This window comes from Acinetobacter sp. GN11 (assembly GCF_054823985.1).
On sequence record NZ_JRVL01000046.1, the window covers coordinates 1 to 17,009 of the forward strand.

Below are 17,009 nucleotides of genomic sequence, written 5' to 3' on the forward strand. Positions count from 1 at the left end.
TTGAACGTTCAATCAATAACAAGTATGATAAAAAAGTGCTATGATGCTCTGCAAGTTAACATGCTGAATTTAAAGCACCACTAAAAGTGCTGATGTGGAAAAACATGACAAAACGCAGAGTAAAACCAGAGCACGTGCGACGTGAAGAAATTATGAATGCCGCACTCGACGTAATTTATGAAGTGGGGTTATCCAATACCACCATTGCACAAATTGCAAAAAAAGCCGAGCTGTCGACCGGCATTGTCAGCCATTATTTTGGCGATAAACAAGGGTTGATCAATACCTGTATGCAAGAAATGCTGAATGTTCTGCGTCATAAAACTGAACAGTACAGAGCAGAAGCAGATTCGCATCCAGAGAGCCAGATTAAGGCGATTATCGACTCTAACTTTGACATTAGTCAGGTTAATGAAAAAGCAATGCGGGTCTGGTTAGACTTTTGGTCAGCGAGTATGCATGTACCAGACTTAAGCCGCTTGCAAAAGATTAATGATCAACGCCTGTACTCCAACTTGAAGTTTTATTTTCTCAAGTTAATGGATGGACAACAGGCCACTGTTGCCGCTAGAGGGTTGGCAGCATTGATTGATGGATTATGGTTACGAGGCAGTTTAAGCCGTCATAACGAATTTGACAGCAACCTTGCTCGTTCCATTGCTTACGATTATGTACAAACGCAAGTTCAATTTGCGAACAAGCCTTTGCAGGAGAGACAAAATGAGTGATGTACAAGTTCAACAACTGTATATCCATGGACGCTACGTTAAAGCAACCAGTGGTAAAACATTTAATAGTATTAACCCTGCCAACGGCGAGACGATCGCAACTCTTCAGCAAGCATCTGAGCAAGATATTGAAGCTGCTGTACAAAGCGCACAACAAGGACAAAAAATCTGGGCTGCCATGACTGCCATGGAACGCTCTCGTATTTTACGTCGCGCAGTCGACATTTTACGTGACCGTAATGATGAACTTGCCCGTCTTGAAACACTAGACACTGGTAAAGCCTACAGCGAAACATCTACAGTCGACATTGTGACTGGTGCAGATGTACTCGAATACTATGCAGGACTTGCAACTGCCATTCAGGGTGAACAAGTTCCGCTTCGCGAATCAAGTTTCTTTTATACACGCCGTGAACCTTTAGGCGTGGTTGCAGGTATTGGTGCCTGGAACTATCCAATTCAAATCGCTTTATGGAAATCTGCCCCTGCCCTTGCTGCCGGCAATGCCATGATTTTCAAACCTAGTGAAACCACCCCTCTTACTGCATTCAAACTTGCAGAAATCTATACGGAAGCTGGCTTACCAGACGGCGTATTCAACGTAGTTCAAGGGCCAGGTCGTGAAATTGGTCAGTGGCTCACTGAACATCCAGTAATTGAGAAAATCTCATTTACAGGTGGCGTTGAAACTGGCAAAAAAGTCATGGCAAGTGCTGCTGGCTCTACACTTAAAGAAGTGACCATGGAACTTGGTGGTAAATCTCCACTAATTATTTGTGAAGATGCCGACCTTAACCGTGCTGCAGATATTGCAGTCATGGCGAACTTCTTTAGTTCAGGTCAAGTATGTACCAACGGTACGCGTGTATTTGTTCCAAAATCACTTCTAGCCGACTTTGAAAAAGCGGTTGTAGAACGTGTAAAACGTATTCGCATTGGCGACCCAATGGCTGAAGACACCAACTTCGGTCCACTTACCAGCTTCCCTCACATGGAAAAAGTGTTGTCTTTCATTGAGTCAGGCAAACAACAAGGCGCTAAAGTGTTAATTGGTGGTGGTCGTGCTACAGAAGGCGAACTTGCTAACGGCGCTTATGTATTACCAACTGTATTTAGCGACTGCACTGACCAAATGGCCATTGTTCAAGAAGAAATTTTTGGACCTGTCATGAGCATTTTAAGCTATGAAACCGAAGAAGAAGTCATCCGCCGTGCTAACGACACGACCTTTGGTTTAGCTGCTGGCGTTGTTACTCAAGACATTAGCCGCGCTCATCGCATTATTCACCAGATTGAAGCTGGTATTTGCTGGATTAACACTTGGGGTGAATCGCCTGCCGAGATGCCAGTCGGTGGCTACAAACAATCTGGCGTGGGCCGCGAAAATGGCTTAACCACACTTGGGCACTATACCCGTATCAAATCTATTCAAGTTGAACTTGGCGATTATCAAAGCATTTTTTAATGCCTCAATCGTTCTAAACACTTCAACCTAAATCACATATGCCGAGCAGTCTTTATAGATTGCTCAGGCAAACTGTTAGTAAAAAAAGGATAGTTATGAATATTAAAGAATATGATTACATTATTATTGGCGCAGGATCTGCCGGAAATGTACTTGCTGCCCGTCTGACTGAAGACAAAGATACTACCGTTTTACTCTTAGAAGCAGGTGGTCCAGATTATCGCTTAGACTTCCGTACACAAATGCCGGCAGCTTTGGCCTATCCTCTTCAAGGTCGTCGCTATAACTGGGCTTATTTAACCGACCCTGAACCACACATGAATAACCGTCGTATGGAATGTGGTCGTGGTAAAGGTTTAGGTGGTTCATCTTTAATTAATGGCATGTGCTATATCCGTGGTAACGCAATGGATCTAGAGCAATGGGCAACTCATAAAGGCCTTGAAAACTGGTCTTATGCCGACTGTTTGCCTTACTACAAAAAAGCCGAAACGCGTGATATCGGTGAAAATGACTACCATGGCGGCAATGGCCCTGTGTCCGTTGCTACCCCTAAAAATGGCAACAATGTGTTGTTCCATGCCATGGTCGAAGCTGGTGTACAAGCTGGTTATCCACGTACTGACGACTTAAATGGTTACCAGCAAGAAGGCTTTGGCCCAATGGATCGTACGGTTACCCCAAAAGGTCGCCGTTCAAGTACCGCACGTGGTTATTTGGATATGGCAAAAGGTCGTCCAAACCTGACTATTTTGACTCACGCTACGACCAATAAAATTTTGTTTAATCAAAAACAAGCGATTGGTGTTGAATACATTATTGGCGCTGATCAAAACAACTTGCAACGTGCTCTGGCTAAACGTGAAGTCTTACTGTGTGCAGGTGCAATTGCTTCACCACAAATTTTACAGCGCTCGGGTGTTGGCGAAAGCAATTTCTTAAAATCAATGGACATTGATGTCGTTCATGATTTACCGGGTGTAGGTGAAAACCTGCAAGACCATTTGGAAATGTACTTACAGTATAAATGTAAGCAACCCGTTTCTTTATATCCTGCCTTGAAATGGTATAACCAACCTGCGATTGGTGCCGAGTGGCTATTTAACGGTACGGGTATTGGTGCAAGTAACCAGTTTGAAGCAGGTGGATTTATCCGTAGTTCAGACGAGTTCAAATGGCCAAACATTCAGTACCATTTCTTGCCAGTTGCCATTAACTACAACGGTAGTAATGCAGTGAAAGAACATGGTTTCCAAGCTCATGTAGGTTCAATGCGCTCCCCTTCACGTGGTCGTATTAGACTTAAATCAAAAGATCCGTTTGAGCATCCAAGCATCTTGTTTAACTACATGTCGAGTGAGCAAGACTGGCGTGAGTTCCGTGATGCAATTCGTATTACCCGAGAAATCATGCAGCAACCTGCACTTGATCCATATCGCGGTGAAGAAATTAGTCCGGGCAAACATTTGCAAACTGATGCAGAGCTTGATGACTTTGTTCGTAACCACGCAGAAACAGCTTACCATCCATCTTGTAGCTGTAAGATGGGCGAAGACGAAATGGCTGTCGTAGACGGACAAGGTCGCGTACATGGTATGAATGGTTTACGCGTAGTTGATGCCTCAATTATGCCGCTGATTATTACCGGTAACTTAAATGCAACCACCATTATGATTGCCGAGAAAATTGCAGACCAGATTCGTGGGCGTGAAGCACTACCACGTTCAACTGCTCCATTTTACGTAGCATCATAAAATCTTAAAGGGTATATTTCTTATGCAGAAATATACCCTTAATTTAATCTTTATAATCCAAACATTAATAAGAACCATGTATGACAGAAAATAAGCTACTCAAAGAAGCTGTTTTACATATATATGGCATAAAACAAAAAACCATCTATGTTTATATACATATACTCTTCAAATGATTTAAATTTAACCATGTTAAATTTATTACCTACATTTCAAATATTTAAATGAAAATAATTATTGAAAATTAACTTATTAAAGCTTGCTTTGATTAAATATAAATCATATTTATGATTTTGATGAACCCCATTTATTATAAAAATTGTCTTGTCAATGCAAAATTAGTCTAAAATATAGAGTGTTTGCGATAATCCCAAGTAATTTTATTTTTTCCGAAGTTCTCTAATTTTGAGAATTTACTTTCGCATTTATATCCTTTTTGTCTGGATACGCTGTCTAGGTTTCCTCACACCTTAAGTGACTCAAATAACTTATTTTAAGGTCCCCCTTACATGAAAAAGTTTTTGAAATACCTTCTGGTATTAATCATTCTTATTTTAATTGCAGGTATTGTTTTCTTGTTTAGACCAACTGCGTCAAAACAAGTTCAAACTGCAAAAGATGAGCCAGTTGTTGATGCTGTTCTTGTTGGCGGCGGCATCATGAGTGCCACTCTCGGTACTTATTTCACTGAGCTTGAACCAAACTGGCAAATTCGTATGTATGAACGTCTTGACCAAGTTGCTCAAGAAAGTTCAAACGGCTTTAACAATGCCGGAACAGGCCACTCTGGCTTTATGGAAATGAACTATACCGAAGAAAAAAACGGTAAGATGGAAATTGTCAAAGCTGAAAAAGTTGCTTCTCAATTTGAAGTTGCTAAACAGTTTTGGTCATATCAGGTAAAACAAGGCGTTTTAGCTGAACCTAAATCATTCATTAATCCTGTTCCGCACATTGCTTTCGTTTGGGGCGATAACGTTCAATTCTTAGAAAAACGTTATGCTGCAATGATTCAAAGCCCGTTGTTCAAAGGCATGAAATTTACTGAAGACCCAGCTGTTATTAAACAATGGGCACCTTTAGTAATGAATGATCGTGACCCTAGTCAAAAAGTTGCAGCGACCCGTATGGATGTCGGCTCTGACGTAAACTATGGTTCTATCACTAAACAATTAGTGAATCGTTTAGACCAAAACCCTAATTTCAAATTACAGACTTCAACCGAAGTGACTGGCATCAGCCAAAATGATGACAAAACTTGGACTGTGTCTTTCAAAAATTTGAAAACTGGTAAAGTAGATCACGTTAAAACACGCTTTGTATTTATCGGTGCAGGTGGTGCAGCAGTTAAATTATTGCAACTTACTGGTTTACCAGAAGCGAAACAATATGCAGGCTTCCCTGTCGGTGGTGAGTTCTTAATTACTGACAACCCAAAAATTACTGCAGAACACACAGCAAAAGTTTATGGCCGTGCTGAACTTGGCGCGCCTCCAATGTCTGTGCCACATATTGATACACGTTATATCGACGGTAAAAAATATGTATTGTTTGGTCCATTTGCAACGTATTCAAACAAGTTCCTGAAAAATGGTTCTCAGCTTGATTTACTTGCATCAACCAACAAAAACAACGTTTTACCAATGACCACGGTTGGCTTGGAAAACCTTGATCTTGTTAAATACTTGGTTAGCCAAGTGATGATGTCAGACAAAGACCGTCTAAATGAACTTCGTAAGTACTACCCAGATGCGAAAGCTGAAGACTGGCGTTTAAGCCAAGGTGGTCAACGTGTTCAGATCATCAAAAAAGAACCGGGTAAACCAGCAACGCTTCAATTCGGTACAGAAATCTTTGCGTCTAAAGATGGTGCTGTAACTGCATTGTTAGGTGCGTCTCCGGGTGCTTCGACTTCTCCATACATCATGCTTAACTTGCTTGAAAAAGCGTTCCCTGAGCAAACTGAAGGTAAATGGAATCAGAAGCTTCATGAAATTGTTGTTTCTTATAAACAAGACCTAAGCAAAGACCCTGTATTACTCGACAAAGTTCGTCAGTACACAAGCTCTACACTTGGCTTGAACTATACATCTCCGTTCAAAGCTGCAAATGATGAAACTGCTGCTGCCCCTGTTGCAAAAGCAAACTAAGTTTGATGATGTATAAGTAAAATTCCAAAAGGATGAATTTCGATTCGTCCTTTTGTTTTTTAAGACCTCAGTTGAGATATTTAGATTACCTATGACGCCTTCAAAATCATTACCTCGCCTCTTTTCATTTTGTTTTAAGCTCGTGCTTGTTTTGCTACTGGCTTATCTTTTGTTAAGCGGTTTTTATATGTGGATGATTGGTGGTACAGCGATTTATGTAAGTTCAGCCCTATTACTTGCCATCAATGCTTATGCATTTAAGCTCGGCAAATATCAAAAACTGTTTTCTGTTTTAAATCTGCTGATGAGCGCAGCCGCCTTATATTTCAGTACTGCTCATTTATTTTTCTCCCCTGTTCAGTTCTTGATATTTTTATCTGCTCTGTTTTTTGTTCTGCTGGCGTTTACTCATCTCAAGAAAGCTCACAACCTATATAAAACTTTAATATTAATCAGTTTATTGATTTGGTCAGGCATACATTTTATGCAGCTTGAGCAACTTAAAGCGTATTATAAAACTCAGCACACTGGGGAAAGTTGGCAACAATATGGCGCACTTTAAGCTTATTTTTTAGTCTATAGCTGTATATAAATAAGCCTCCTTTTTCACATGAAGTTCATCAGTAAAACTGAACATCATCTACAGAAATCCTTTTAAGAAAAAATATTCATAACAATCTAATTTATTTAGAAATATATCGAGCATATTAGCGATTGAACACGACTCATCTACACGCTAGATTACACAAATATTTTTTCTCCCTTTATGTCGTAATTTATGAAAATTTTAGATGGCGGTTTAGGCCGTGAATTGGCTCGTCGTGGTGCTCCGTTTCGTCAACCTGAATGGTCTGCACTTGCACTGATTGAAGCACCTGAAACAGTAAAAGAAGTACATCTCGATTTTATTAACGCGGGTTCAGAAGTTATTACCACTAACAACTATGCTGTTGTGCCTTTTCACATTGGACAAGAACGCTTTGAAACTGACGGCGTGCGTTTAATTCAAGTTGCCATCGAACAAGCAAGAAATGCAGTTAAAGAAAGCGGCAAAAATGTCAAAATCGCAGGCTGCTTACCACCTTTATTTGGTTCTTACCGTGCAGACTTGTTCCAACCTGAACAGGCTAAAAACCTTGCCGAGCCAATCATTAACACATTGGCACCAGAGGTTGATTTTTGGTTAGCAGAAACTCAATCGTGCTTAAAAGAAGTCGAAACAGTGCATGCGTTATTACCAAAAGATGGTAAGGACTATTGGGTATCGTTTACCCTGCAAGACGAAATTAAACAAGAACAAGCCTTACTCCGCTCAGGCGAAAACATGCAACAAGTGGCTGATTTTATAAAACAGTCAAATGCAAAAGCGGTTTTGTTTAACTGCTGCCAGCCTGAAGTAATCTTGCAAGCAATTAATGAAATTAAAGGACTTATTCCAGAGTCTGTACAAATTGGTGCCTATGCCAATGCTTTCCCGCCTCAAGATAGCAGCGCAACTGCCAACGATGGACTTGATGAAGTTCGTAAAGACCTTGATGCTCCTGCTTATCTTGGTTTTGCCAAGCAGTGGCAGCAAGCAGGTGCAAGTTTAGTAGGCGGTTGCTGTGGTATTGGTCCAGAACACATTGCTGAACTCTCTCAATTTTTTAAAGAATAAATACCATGTCTGCTGCCAAAATTGGATTGTTGTCTCTTACAGCGCTAGTCTTTAGTTCTATGGTGGGGTCAGGCGTATTTAGCCTCCCCCAAAATATGGCTCAGGTTGCCAACGGTTCTGCCCTTCTTGTTGCATGGCTCATTACCGGAGTCGGCATTATTTTCTTGGCACTCACGCTATTACATTTAACTCGCCAACGACCAGATCTAGACGGTGGTATTTATAACTATGCGCGTGAAGGTTTTGGTGACCTGATTGGGTTTTGCTCCGCTTGGGGCTATTGGTTGTGTACCACCATTGGTATTGTCGGTTATGTCGTGATTGCCTTTTCAGGCGTCGGCATGTTTACCGATAGCAAAGACCATATTATTTTTGGTGAAGGTAATACGCTCTACTCTCTCATTGGCTCAAGCATTTTTGTATGGCTGGTGCACTGGTTAGTGAGTCGAGGCATTAAAGAAGCGGCTGTTGTGAATTTACTGGCAACCATTGCCAAAATCATTCCAATGGTAGTCTTCATCTTCTTTACTTTCATTGCTTTTAAGTTTGATTTGTTCAAACTCAACTTAAATGACTTCTCTTTAAAAGTGACACTTTGGCAGCAAGTGAAAGACCTGATGCTCATTACCCTTTGGGTATTTACCGGTATTGAAGGTGCTGTGGTTTTATCATCGCGTGCAAAAAACCGCTATGACATTGGTAAAGCGACCATTTTAGGTGTGTTACTGGCGTTAAGTTTTTATGTCATGGTCACCGTATTGGCCTATGGTGTGGTGAGTCGTGAGGCCCTTGCTGGCATGCACAACCCATCAATGGCAACCATCTTGCAGCAACTGATCGGTTTACCGGGCACAATCGTTATTACTATCGGGCTTATTATTTCAGTTTCTTCGTCTTATTTAAGCTGGACATTATTCGCCACTGAAATTCCATATTTGGCTGCAAAAAATGGTGCATTCCCGAAATTATTTTTAAAGAATAATCAAAATAATGTACCCATTTCATCACTTTGGCTAACCACCATTGTCGTACAAGGTGCTTTGATTGCGGTGTATTTTTTCAATAAAAACTACACCCAACTTTTATTAATTTCATCGGTCATGATTTTGCTGCCTTATTTTCTGGTGTCGGCTTTTTATCTTAAAGAATCGATTCGCCACAAACGCACACCACATATTGCCATTGCAAGTATTGCTTCCATTTATGCACTTTGGTTGCTCTATGCAGCAGGTTTAGATTTATTACTTCTGTCTGTAGTGTTGTATTTGGTCGGCTTGATTATTTTTTCAATCAGCTATTTTGAGCATAAAAAATCGCTCAAACAAAATCAGCTTAATTAATCATTTCAACCACTGTTGAGTCATTTCAGCAGTGGTTTTCTAAAAACAAAAAATTCTATTTTGAAGGCTGTGACTGCTTCAAGTGCAATCTTAAAATACGGCGTAATTCTAAAATCGCTTCTGGTGTAGTTTGAATTGAATGCCCACCTTTAATAATCACTTCCGACTGTTCACCACCTAAATGTGAACTTTGATAAGGCACAATCCCATCGCTGCTTTTTAACTTATCAGTCGTTCCATCAATATTGCCCATAATCGAATGATAGACCACTTGTGGCGATGGCTGAATAGCTTGTGTGAGCTGCATAAAATTGGAAGAACGACTTAAATTACTCGCTCCGTTTTCAATTAAACCTTTTCTGAGTTTTGTATTTTTCTCATCTCTCATTTCGACCGCAATAAAGAAATCAGCTGGCAAACGAATAACACGGCGTGCAATTTGGGTAAACCATCGGTCAGCGTAGTCAGTGCCATGATGCGGTGCCGAAACAAAAACAACCCGCTTAAAATAAGGTAAAGCTTTAAATTGAAAACGCTCTAGCACCACAGGATTTTCTTTTAAACGGTTTAGCTGGGCTTCATTCATTTTTTGCATGGCTTGCTCTGAAACATCGGCATCACTTACCAATAGGCGGCTAATCACTCCGCCCATACTATGTCCGACCAACACTGCATCCTGTGCAGCGTAGCTATCTTTAGCAACATTTTGAAAAGCTTGATTCAGCAAAGAGTAAATCTGAAAACGGCTTTCAAAAATCGGCATATTGGTTGAATAAAACACCTGCCAGACTTGATAGTTATTCCTTAATTCGGCATCGCCCATAATGTCATTGGTTAGGCTCACCCACGCCTCTGGGCTACTTGCCAAGCCATGAACAAATACAATGATTTTTTTATTCGGGTTAAAGGGTTCCAGCATATATAAATGCGGCATGATCAAATTGGTTTCTTTATTAATTAAAGACCAATAGCCCGCTGCACCTAAATTATATTTCGATAGCCAAAGCCCATAAGGCGCCGAATAGTTTGCTGTGAGTGGATAGTCCACACCTTCAACTTTTACACGATCTTGTCGATATGGATCAAACATCGCAATTTCTAACTCTGCCCCTGCAATCACCTGATCGGCTGTGGCCTTTTGTTTAGGGTAAGCAATGGCTGTAACGGGAAAGAAGCGTGGTAAATGAATATTAGGATTGGTTTGATGAGCATAAAAAGCATCGGGGTCTAAAATGAAGCCATGATTTACATCATTTTCTTTACGCCCGACAATAAACTCTGCCCCTAAGCCATCCTTACGGTTAACGGTATTAAAACCAGAAAAGTTCATGTTATAGCTGGAGCGAAAGGTATCGACCTCAATCCTTTGTACATCTACGGCATGGTCAAAATTGACGTGGTACTCATGTCCATCTGCTTTCAGCAGTGGTGGAAAACGATGCGTATTTAAATGATTAAAATACGTGGTCATAAGCTTCGACAAGGCAACATTATAAAAAATACGCACCTGATTTTGGCGATGGTCAAATACCCGATCAAACGGTGACTCTTCAGAATCAAATAAATAGACATAACTATAGCGCAAGCTTTTATCAAACAGTGCCAACTCTTGCTCAAGGCAACTATTACTTTTATTAATGACATTACACTGGCTACTACGTCCGACGTCTAAAGCTTTTGCCAAATAAATTTCACTGAGCGCAGCATAGCGTTCTTCTCGACTGCTATTTTCAGACAAGCTTTGAATTTTATTTAAACAATCATCAAAATTTTGCAGACAAGATTTTTCATTTTTTTTAACTAAATACAGCAAGTTTTGGGTTTGATGGCTTAAGGTGCCGTCGGTCAAAATACTTTCATTCTTACTTTTTAAAGCATTACTTAAATTACTTTCTTTTAAATTAATGACCTGACAGCCACTGAGCAAAGCCATTATTGTTATGATTGAATAATGGTAAGACTTTGTCATTGTGCCTTCCTTAATCGAATGTATTCCCCATCTGGTCATTATGCCTGTAAAGCAGTGAACGAACAATTTCGGCTCAGCTTCCATTTTCCTTTATTGCGAAAAAAAGCCTGAACTCATTTTAATTCAGGCTAATTTATTATTTTTTCTAATCAAGCTTGGTTAAACTTTTGCTGTGAAGCTAAATAAGAAAAATACAAAATGGGTAAGATAAATGGCGCTACACTCCAGAAGTCAAAATAGACATAGAGTATCGCTCCCAAGAAAGCACCAATTACAAACCCAATCACAATACTGGCACTTTTTAGAAAACTTGCCCGATTGGCTGCATTATTGTTTTTAAGCAAGTTGGCAATATCAATACCAAGCTGGGTAGTGTTACCTGTCATCATAGTACTTGGACTAATATTTTTAATGAGGGTTTTGCTTGAAGTATTACGAATAGCTAAAGCAATTAAACCCAGCCCACCTGTTACTGCAACTGTTAGCGCGTCCGGATTTTTAAATGGCTCGAAGTAAAGTCCTGCAACCATGAAGGCACATAGAAAAATAGCTTCAAATAAAAATAAATAAGAGAGTGTTTTGTGCTTGATCTGACTACGGTCAATTAACAGTTTCGTGATCACAACTGTCAAAATAAATAGCGGAATAGCGGCGAGCTTAATCCATATACCGGCGCCGCCTTTAACCCATGCAGCGCCTGCCAACACTAAGTTTCCCGTAACATGAGCGGTAAAAAAACCAAACAACGCAATAAAACCAATAGTATCAATCGCCCCACCCACCATGGTCAGTAAAACAGGATCTCGACATATCGCCCAGGTACTTTCTGTTTCTTTTTGAATTGGGGTATCTGCCATATAAAATATCCTGTTAAATTAGAGTTTTAAAACAAGTAAGTTGTATATAAATGATTTAAAAATGAATAATACTAAAGTGTTTATGAAAGCAAAAAACGATGTAAAAAAATAGAGTGCATAATGGCGTAACACTGTCTTTAAAATGGCAACAATCAAAATTGTTTATTTTTAATACAATAAATGGTTATCAGTTTCAAATCAATTTGACCTCCAAAACTGTTCTAACTATGATGAAGCCACCAATTGATATCAACTGGTTTTGAACCTGAAAAAGTTATGCCAAAATATGGATAATGAAAAAAATAATCACGAGTAGATATATGTCCCTTTATCATTATTCAGTTTTTCTAGGTGGATTATTATTTGCATCTATTGCCTTCGCTGGTCAAAAAAATAATGCTCAACGTGATTTCTATTTAAAATGTATGGCAGCAGGTCATAGCCGTGCAAGTTGCACATGTATTTATCACCGCTTAGAACGTCAATATTCCCCTAAACTGATGCTTAAACTTGGCAGTTTAAGTTTACAAAGCCCAGAAGTACCACGTGATTTTGTAAAAACCATGAAGCGTACTATGCAACAGTGTCAATCATAAATCTTCAATTTTTTAACCACATCCACGCTAACACCCCTGCCATACATAAAATTGCAGGATAGACAAACCACGGATGTGGAATGGTCCAAATCATAAGCCCCGCAGCCAGACTCATACTAACTGTCGAGATGTATTTTGCTTTTTTAGGAATCCGCCGATGTTCTTGCCACTCGCGAATGAGTGGACCGATATAACGATGATTTCGAAACCATTGATGAAGTTTTTCAGAGCCTCGAGCCGCAAAGAAAACCGCTAAAATTATAAAATCAACGGTAGGCAAACCCGGAATAAAAATACCCAATATGCCAAGCGCAATGCACAACCAAGCCAAACCAATAAACACCCAACGCGCCCAAACAGAACGAGCAAGCTTACTGACTGGTTGAGCGGGTGCTAACGACTTCTCATGTTTTACAATCACATTTACTTGATTGAGTTTGTCCATATCGGGTATTCCCTTTCTCCACTTTTTATTATTTCAATTCATCAAGCTGATCAAGCGCTTGACCAAAATATCCAAAGGCATCTAACGCTCCTTGAACGACTCGGTCTTGCTGGGTTTGGTCAAAGCCGGTTTCATCAAGTGCTTGAACAAAACGTTTCCAGACTTTAGCGCGCCCTTCGGGATAGGCCGCTAAATTACGCGCAGCAAACGTTTCAGAAAAACCCAAATGCTTTTGAGCTTCTTTAAATAAAAATGCAGCCCCTAAAGTTGAACCTTCAGACACATAAATCCAGCCTAAAGCTTCGGGTAGCTGTACGTTTTCACTCTGTAATTGCGGTTCATTAGGTTGAATACCCAAATCATTTAAATCGGCAAGTGCTTGTTTTGAGCGGCCACGAATGTCGAGGTCCGGAATCAGTCCTGCCACCCCCTCTTTTTCAAAAAGATGTTCAATTTCACGCTGAAAGTAATATTGAGATAACGTAAATTGCGCGTATTTTTCTTTACTTGAAAATACCTTTGCCTCTGACATTAATTGATGCATACGTTCGTGTTCAGCAGCAGTTTCTTGTTTCAAACGTAAAGACAAGCTGTTGCTAATGATTTGGTCTGTAGATGAATTCATCATCTTTCTCCTGCAAAATGGATATCGCTCATCGGTTAACGGCCCCGATTGAGTTTGAGTTGGACTGGAAAATCCACAACAATAGTCACGGCTCGACCGTTAATTTTGTGGGGTTTAAATCTGGATTTACGTGTAGCTTGCATGACCCGTTCATCAAGGCTTTGAATGCCCGAACTTTGACGTAATTGAATGTTGATTGGCTGCCCTTTTTCATTAATGCGAATACGAAGCTCAACCAAACGATTTTGTTGTTTTAACTCGCGGTCATCGTAGTCAAGCCCGCCAAAACTCAGCACATCCACGCTACTCACCTGAACAACATCATCGTGTTCAACTTGAGTGCTCGGTGCTTTGGAATATTCTTGCTGCGTTGCGGGTGTTTTGACGCCGCCACTTTTGGTTTCGCTATTGGTGTTTTGTGGTAAATACTCAGTTTGCGTTTGTTCAAGGTCTGTCGAACTCAGTTTTTTATCGTTATGAACCGCTCGCCTTTCTGTATGTTGCAATGGTTGGATTGAAGCTGAATTGTTTAAAGTCGTTTTGGGCTGTGCTTGCTGTTTGTCATTTAAATTATTTTGCAAGACCTCTTTAGAGGCAGTTTTTGACGCTAATGTTTGAACATTTGTAGGCGAGTTTTTTGATTTTTCAGGTACTGAAGAGACTGAACTGTTTAACGTAGATTGAGGCGTTACACTTTTTTTAGGTTGGCTTTCAGTCTTTTCATGCGATGGCTTTTTAGCAGGCGCCAATGACACAAAACTTACTTTTAATGCATCTACTTTGGGGGTTGCTTGAAAAGTATAAGGTTCAATTAAATGACTCAGCATCCAGACAACAAACACATGCAGACCAATCACCACGACTACGGTTAAGCACTTATAAAAATGCTTCGGCCCCTGTAGTAAAGGCAACATAACCATCGGCTTATGTGTAGGGAATAAAGATTTTGATTTCATGACTTATTCCCTAAAAACGATGCTCAAGCTTGAGACTAATGTTGTGTTTATCGTAGGAATACAGCCAATCGACATTGCTTTTATTTTGGTTATAGCGATAGGTTAAATTGGGTGTCATGCCATAAAACTCAAAGCGCGGCATTTGCACAACAAAGGTATAGTTCTGTTCAAAATCATGACGACGAGCTAAGTAACTTACAGCGTATTTGTCAAACTGACGCCAACGGTAAGAACTTAACAAAGTGGTGTTAAATCCTGTGCTCCAAGATTTGCTTAAGCCTAATCGTACGCCTTGCTGTTCGTAGGCAGCTACATATTTTTCTTGTGCAGAATGATCAACTACATCTAGACCACCAAAAACAGTCCATTGGTCTGGAAAAATCTTCCAGAAAGTGGCAAAAGCTGAATTTTCTATACCATCAAAGCTTTTATATTTCTGATAATTAAAATCTTTTCTTTCAACTTCAAGCTTAAAGGCTTTATCTGACGAGATAAAATGCATCCACTCGGCACGCGCCCCCCACGCATTATAAAGACCATCATTGCCATAACGTTTATGTTCAAAAAGCGGACTCACCCCAATTTGATTTTTTAAGTCAAAGTAGCTGTAGCCAGCATTAATGTTAATGGTAGATTCATTAAATGCCGCGTGGTCATTATAGGACTGTCCAAACGCCAGCGCACGTAAAGCCACGCCATGATGCCCTTCAATCGCATAGCGTTTGATAAGACTGGCTTCGTAATCTAACCCCGTTGCTGACACAGGTTTAGGACTATCACGAGTAACTTTCTGAGACCCAATAATCTTACCGTCCTTATCTGTCTGATAACTCATCCATGTTTTACTCTGTTCAGAAGAACTATTTAAATTACTGACATAGGTATAACCTGCTGAAACAGAGCCTTGCCAAGAGTCTCGTTTTTTTAGTGCCTGAACAAAAGTATTTACTGTTGTTAAAACCCCAGACGGGATTACAGCAGCGTCACTTTGTTTCAGTTTGTCTTGAATGGAAATAAAAAGGCGTGCTGCTTCTTTATTCTTCTGTTGTTCAAACAGCACGCGCGCTAACTCAAGTTCACAAATTAAATTATGAGGTTGTTGTTTTAGGCTGCTTTGAAATTTTTGTTCAGCCAATTTCAGTTGACCCTGAGAACGTGCAACTGCCCCTTCGGCAAAGTCGGTTAAAGCCCGATCGTAGCCAACATATTTCTTATAATGTTCTAAATAAACCGTGGCTTTGAGCCACTGTTTTTGCATGACTGCCAAATATAATGCCTTGGCAAGATCATTCTGGTTTTGTTCAACACTGTATTCTTGTCCATTAATTTGAAGTTTAGGTAATTGCTCGGTACTACGAATGGTTCCCTGCTCGTGAAACTGTCGCTGTTCTTGTAAAAGCGTTTGGTCCAAGCTTTGATTGAGACGAAGCGGTGTGTCTTCGTCGGCATATAAAAATGGACAACTCAACACAGTCAGACAGCACAAAAGCGTTCGTTTCATAAAACAATAAACCTGAAGCAACCAAGCAAAAGCCCAAAAAACAAAAGGAATCTACGTGTGTAGATTCCTTTCGCATTCATTAATTTTTAGCACCGCCAAAAGCAGTGTTGTAAGACACGTTATCAAACTGGGCAATACCCGCTAAAGCCGACGCATTTGCACCAAAGAATTGACCTTGAACCACACCAGAGTTGTCGACACCAGCCGTACCGTTAGCCGTTGCCAAACCTGCAAACGCAGCAGTACCCGGGTTAAATGCCACACCATCTAGGCTTAATGATGAAACAGCTGTGCCTGTTCCTGTAAGCGTTCCTTCAAGTGTGCCCGCGCCATAATTTGCCGTGAACGTACCACTTAACAGATTACTTCCAGAACCGTTAATGCCTGCAACCGTATAAGTTGCAGTACCCGCGGTTGGAACAGTGGTATTGGTGTTATCACCCGCGTAGTAAACGGTATGGCTCGCGCTTGCCGGTGTGTCGCCCGCTTTCCACCATTCACCAAAATAGACTTCCTGTGTGCCCACCTGACCAAAGTTAAAATTACCTAATGCACTATGTGAAGGTGGCATTGCAGACACTGGAATATGCGAAATATTAAAGGTTTTGCTGCCAACCGTTACATTGGTGTTACTCGTTCCCTGAGCGGCAAAAGCCTGAGCCAAACCTTTTAACGAATTAAAACCCGTAAAAGCGTTATATGGCGCACCCGCAGCTTGAACCGATACCGCTGCTACACCACCCGGATGGCTTGCATTAGCAGCAGCACCGATTTTGATGTTACTTTCATTACTCGAAATACCATCAATTCCTGCATAAGCAAATGCAGTTGAACAAGCAACGAGACCCAAGAACAATTGAGAGATTTTCATTTGTTGTTACTCCATCTTTTTTAAAACTAAGTTATTGTTTAATTTAAAATAACGATTTCGCTATTTTTAGTTTATTGAGTAGGCCCAGCTGCAAA

15 protein-coding genes are annotated in these 17,009 nt (G+C 40.4%); 8 read left to right on the forward strand and 7 right to left on the reverse strand.

Annotated elements, in window-relative coordinates:
* Positions 1–104: 104 nt before the first annotated feature.
* From betI to NL42_RS05890, 7 genes are all read left to right on the forward strand, one after another.
* On the forward strand, positions 105–728 hold the full coding sequence (gene betI, locus NL42_RS05860) for a transcriptional regulator BetI (RefSeq protein WP_461312080.1): 624 nt from the start codon (positions 105–107) through the stop codon (positions 726–728).
* Positions 721–2,193: a betaine-aldehyde dehydrogenase gene (betB, locus tag NL42_RS05865; RefSeq protein WP_461312081.1), complete on the forward strand. Its 1,473-nt coding sequence runs from the start codon at positions 721–723 to the stop codon at positions 2,191–2,193. The genes betI and betB overlap by 8 nt, the downstream gene beginning before the upstream one ends.
* A 95-nt stretch (positions 2,194–2,288) precedes the next feature.
* The gene (betA, locus tag NL42_RS05870) at positions 2,289–3,947 is read left to right on the forward strand and encodes a choline dehydrogenase (RefSeq protein WP_461312082.1); all 1,659 of its coding nucleotides are present in this window, start codon (positions 2,289–2,291) and stop codon (positions 3,945–3,947) included.
* 509 nt (positions 3,948–4,456) lie between these two features.
* The gene (mqo, locus tag NL42_RS05875; RefSeq protein ID WP_461312083.1) at positions 4,457–6,097 is read left to right on the forward strand and encodes a malate dehydrogenase (quinone); all 1,641 of its coding nucleotides are present in this window, start codon (positions 4,457–4,459) and stop codon (positions 6,095–6,097) included.
* Positions 6,098–6,188: 91 nt separating this feature from the next.
* Complete coding sequence (locus tag NL42_RS05880) at positions 6,189–6,659, forward strand: hypothetical protein (RefSeq protein ID WP_461312084.1); 471 nt, start codon at positions 6,189–6,191, stop codon at positions 6,657–6,659.
* A gap of 216 nt (positions 6,660–6,875) precedes the next feature.
* Positions 6,876–7,754 carry a homocysteine S-methyltransferase family protein gene (locus NL42_RS05885; RefSeq protein WP_461312085.1) on the forward strand — a complete coding sequence of 293 codons (879 nt, stop codon included), beginning with the start codon at positions 6,876–6,878 and terminating at the stop codon, positions 7,752–7,754.
* A 5-nt stretch (positions 7,755–7,759) separates the two neighbouring features.
* Positions 7,760–9,094, forward strand: coding sequence for a basic amino acid/polyamine antiporter (locus NL42_RS05890; protein ID WP_461312086.1), 1,335 nt, complete (start codon positions 7,760–7,762; stop codon positions 9,092–9,094).
* Positions 9,095–9,149: 55 nt separating this feature from the next.
* On the opposite strand, the gene NL42_RS05895 is transcribed toward NL42_RS05890, so the two are convergent.
* Both NL42_RS05895 and NL42_RS05900 read right to left on the reverse strand, forming a co-directional pair.
* Positions 9,150–11,063, reverse strand: a complete 1,914-nt coding sequence (locus NL42_RS05895; protein ID WP_461312087.1) for a lipase family alpha/beta hydrolase — start codon at positions 11,061–11,063, stop codon at positions 9,150–9,152.
* Between the two features lie 149 nt (positions 11,064–11,212).
* Positions 11,213–11,920 carry a YoaK family protein gene (locus NL42_RS05900; RefSeq protein ID WP_005303224.1) on the reverse strand — a complete coding sequence of 236 codons (708 nt, stop codon included), beginning with the start codon at positions 11,918–11,920 and terminating at the stop codon, positions 11,213–11,215.
* Between the two features lie 320 nt (positions 11,921–12,240).
* Between NL42_RS05900 and NL42_RS05905 the strand changes: the two genes are divergently transcribed.
* A complete protein-coding gene (locus NL42_RS05905) occupies positions 12,241–12,516 on the forward strand; it encodes a hypothetical protein (RefSeq protein ID WP_461312088.1) in 276 nt (91 codons plus the stop codon).
* 4 nt (positions 12,517–12,520) lie between these two features.
* On the opposite strand, the gene NL42_RS05910 is transcribed toward NL42_RS05905, so the two are convergent.
* The 5 genes from NL42_RS05910 to NL42_RS05930 form a co-directional block, all read right to left on the reverse strand.
* Positions 12,521–12,961 carry a YbaN family protein gene (locus NL42_RS05910; protein ID WP_461312089.1) on the reverse strand — a complete coding sequence of 147 codons (441 nt, stop codon included), beginning with the start codon at positions 12,959–12,961 and terminating at the stop codon, positions 12,521–12,523.
* A gap of 28 nt (positions 12,962–12,989) precedes the next feature.
* On the reverse strand, positions 12,990–13,589 hold the full coding sequence (locus NL42_RS05915) for a biliverdin-producing heme oxygenase (protein ID WP_191012747.1): 600 nt from the start codon (positions 13,587–13,589) through the stop codon (positions 12,990–12,992).
* A 32-nt stretch (positions 13,590–13,621) separates the two neighbouring features.
* Positions 13,622–14,542, reverse strand: a complete 921-nt coding sequence (locus tag NL42_RS05920; RefSeq protein ID WP_461312090.1) for an energy transducer TonB — start codon at positions 14,540–14,542, stop codon at positions 13,622–13,624.
* Positions 14,543–14,552: 10 nt separating this feature from the next.
* A complete protein-coding gene (locus tag NL42_RS05925; protein WP_461312091.1) occupies positions 14,553–16,043 on the reverse strand; it encodes a surface lipoprotein assembly modifier in 1,491 nt (496 codons plus the stop codon).
* Positions 16,044–16,122: 79 nt separating this feature from the next.
* The gene (locus NL42_RS05930) at positions 16,123–16,914 is read right to left on the reverse strand and encodes a Slam-dependent surface lipoprotein (protein WP_419297346.1); all 792 of its coding nucleotides are present in this window, start codon (positions 16,912–16,914) and stop codon (positions 16,123–16,125) included.
* Positions 16,915–17,009 lie beyond the last annotated feature (95 nt).

Excerpts from the sequence above, each read along its gene's own strand:
- NL42_RS05920 (WP_461312090.1), bottom strand. The coding sequence starts at position 14,542 with ATGAAATCAAAATCTTTATTCCCTACACATAAGCCGATGGTTATGTTG.
- mqo (WP_461312083.1), top strand. The coding sequence starts at position 4,457 with ATGAAAAAGTTTTTGAAATACCTTCTGGTATTAATCATTCTTATTTTA.
- betB (WP_461312081.1), top strand. The coding sequence starts at position 721 with ATGAGTGATGTACAAGTTCAACAACTGTATATCCATGGACGCTACGTT.
- NL42_RS05900 (WP_005303224.1), bottom strand. The coding sequence starts at position 11,920 with ATGGCAGATACCCCAATTCAAAAAGAAACAGAAAGTACCTGGGCGATA.
- NL42_RS05930 (WP_419297346.1), bottom strand. The coding sequence starts at position 16,914 with ATGAAAATCTCTCAATTGTTCTTGGGTCTCGTTGCTTGTTCAACTGCA.
- NL42_RS05895 (WP_461312087.1), bottom strand. The coding sequence starts at position 11,063 with ATGACAAAGTCTTACCATTATTCAATCATAACAATAATGGCTTTGCTC.
- betA (WP_461312082.1), top strand. The coding sequence starts at position 2,289 with ATGAATATTAAAGAATATGATTACATTATTATTGGCGCAGGATCTGCC.
- NL42_RS05925 (WP_461312091.1), bottom strand. The coding sequence starts at position 16,043 with ATGAAACGAACGCTTTTGTGCTGTCTGACTGTGTTGAGTTGTCCATTT.
- NL42_RS05890 (WP_461312086.1), top strand. The coding sequence starts at position 7,760 with ATGTCTGCTGCCAAAATTGGATTGTTGTCTCTTACAGCGCTAGTCTTT.
- NL42_RS05885 (WP_461312085.1), top strand. The coding sequence starts at position 6,876 with ATGAAAATTTTAGATGGCGGTTTAGGCCGTGAATTGGCTCGTCGTGGT.
- NL42_RS05915 (WP_191012747.1), bottom strand. The coding sequence starts at position 13,589 with ATGATGAATTCATCTACAGACCAAATCATTAGCAACAGCTTGTCTTTA.
- betI (WP_461312080.1), top strand. The coding sequence starts at position 105 with ATGACAAAACGCAGAGTAAAACCAGAGCACGTGCGACGTGAAGAAATT.
- NL42_RS05910 (WP_461312089.1), bottom strand. The coding sequence starts at position 12,961 with ATGGACAAACTCAATCAAGTAAATGTGATTGTAAAACATGAGAAGTCG.
- NL42_RS05905 (WP_461312088.1), top strand. The coding sequence starts at position 12,241 with ATGTCCCTTTATCATTATTCAGTTTTTCTAGGTGGATTATTATTTGCA.
- NL42_RS05880 (WP_461312084.1), top strand. The coding sequence starts at position 6,189 with ATGACGCCTTCAAAATCATTACCTCGCCTCTTTTCATTTTGTTTTAAG.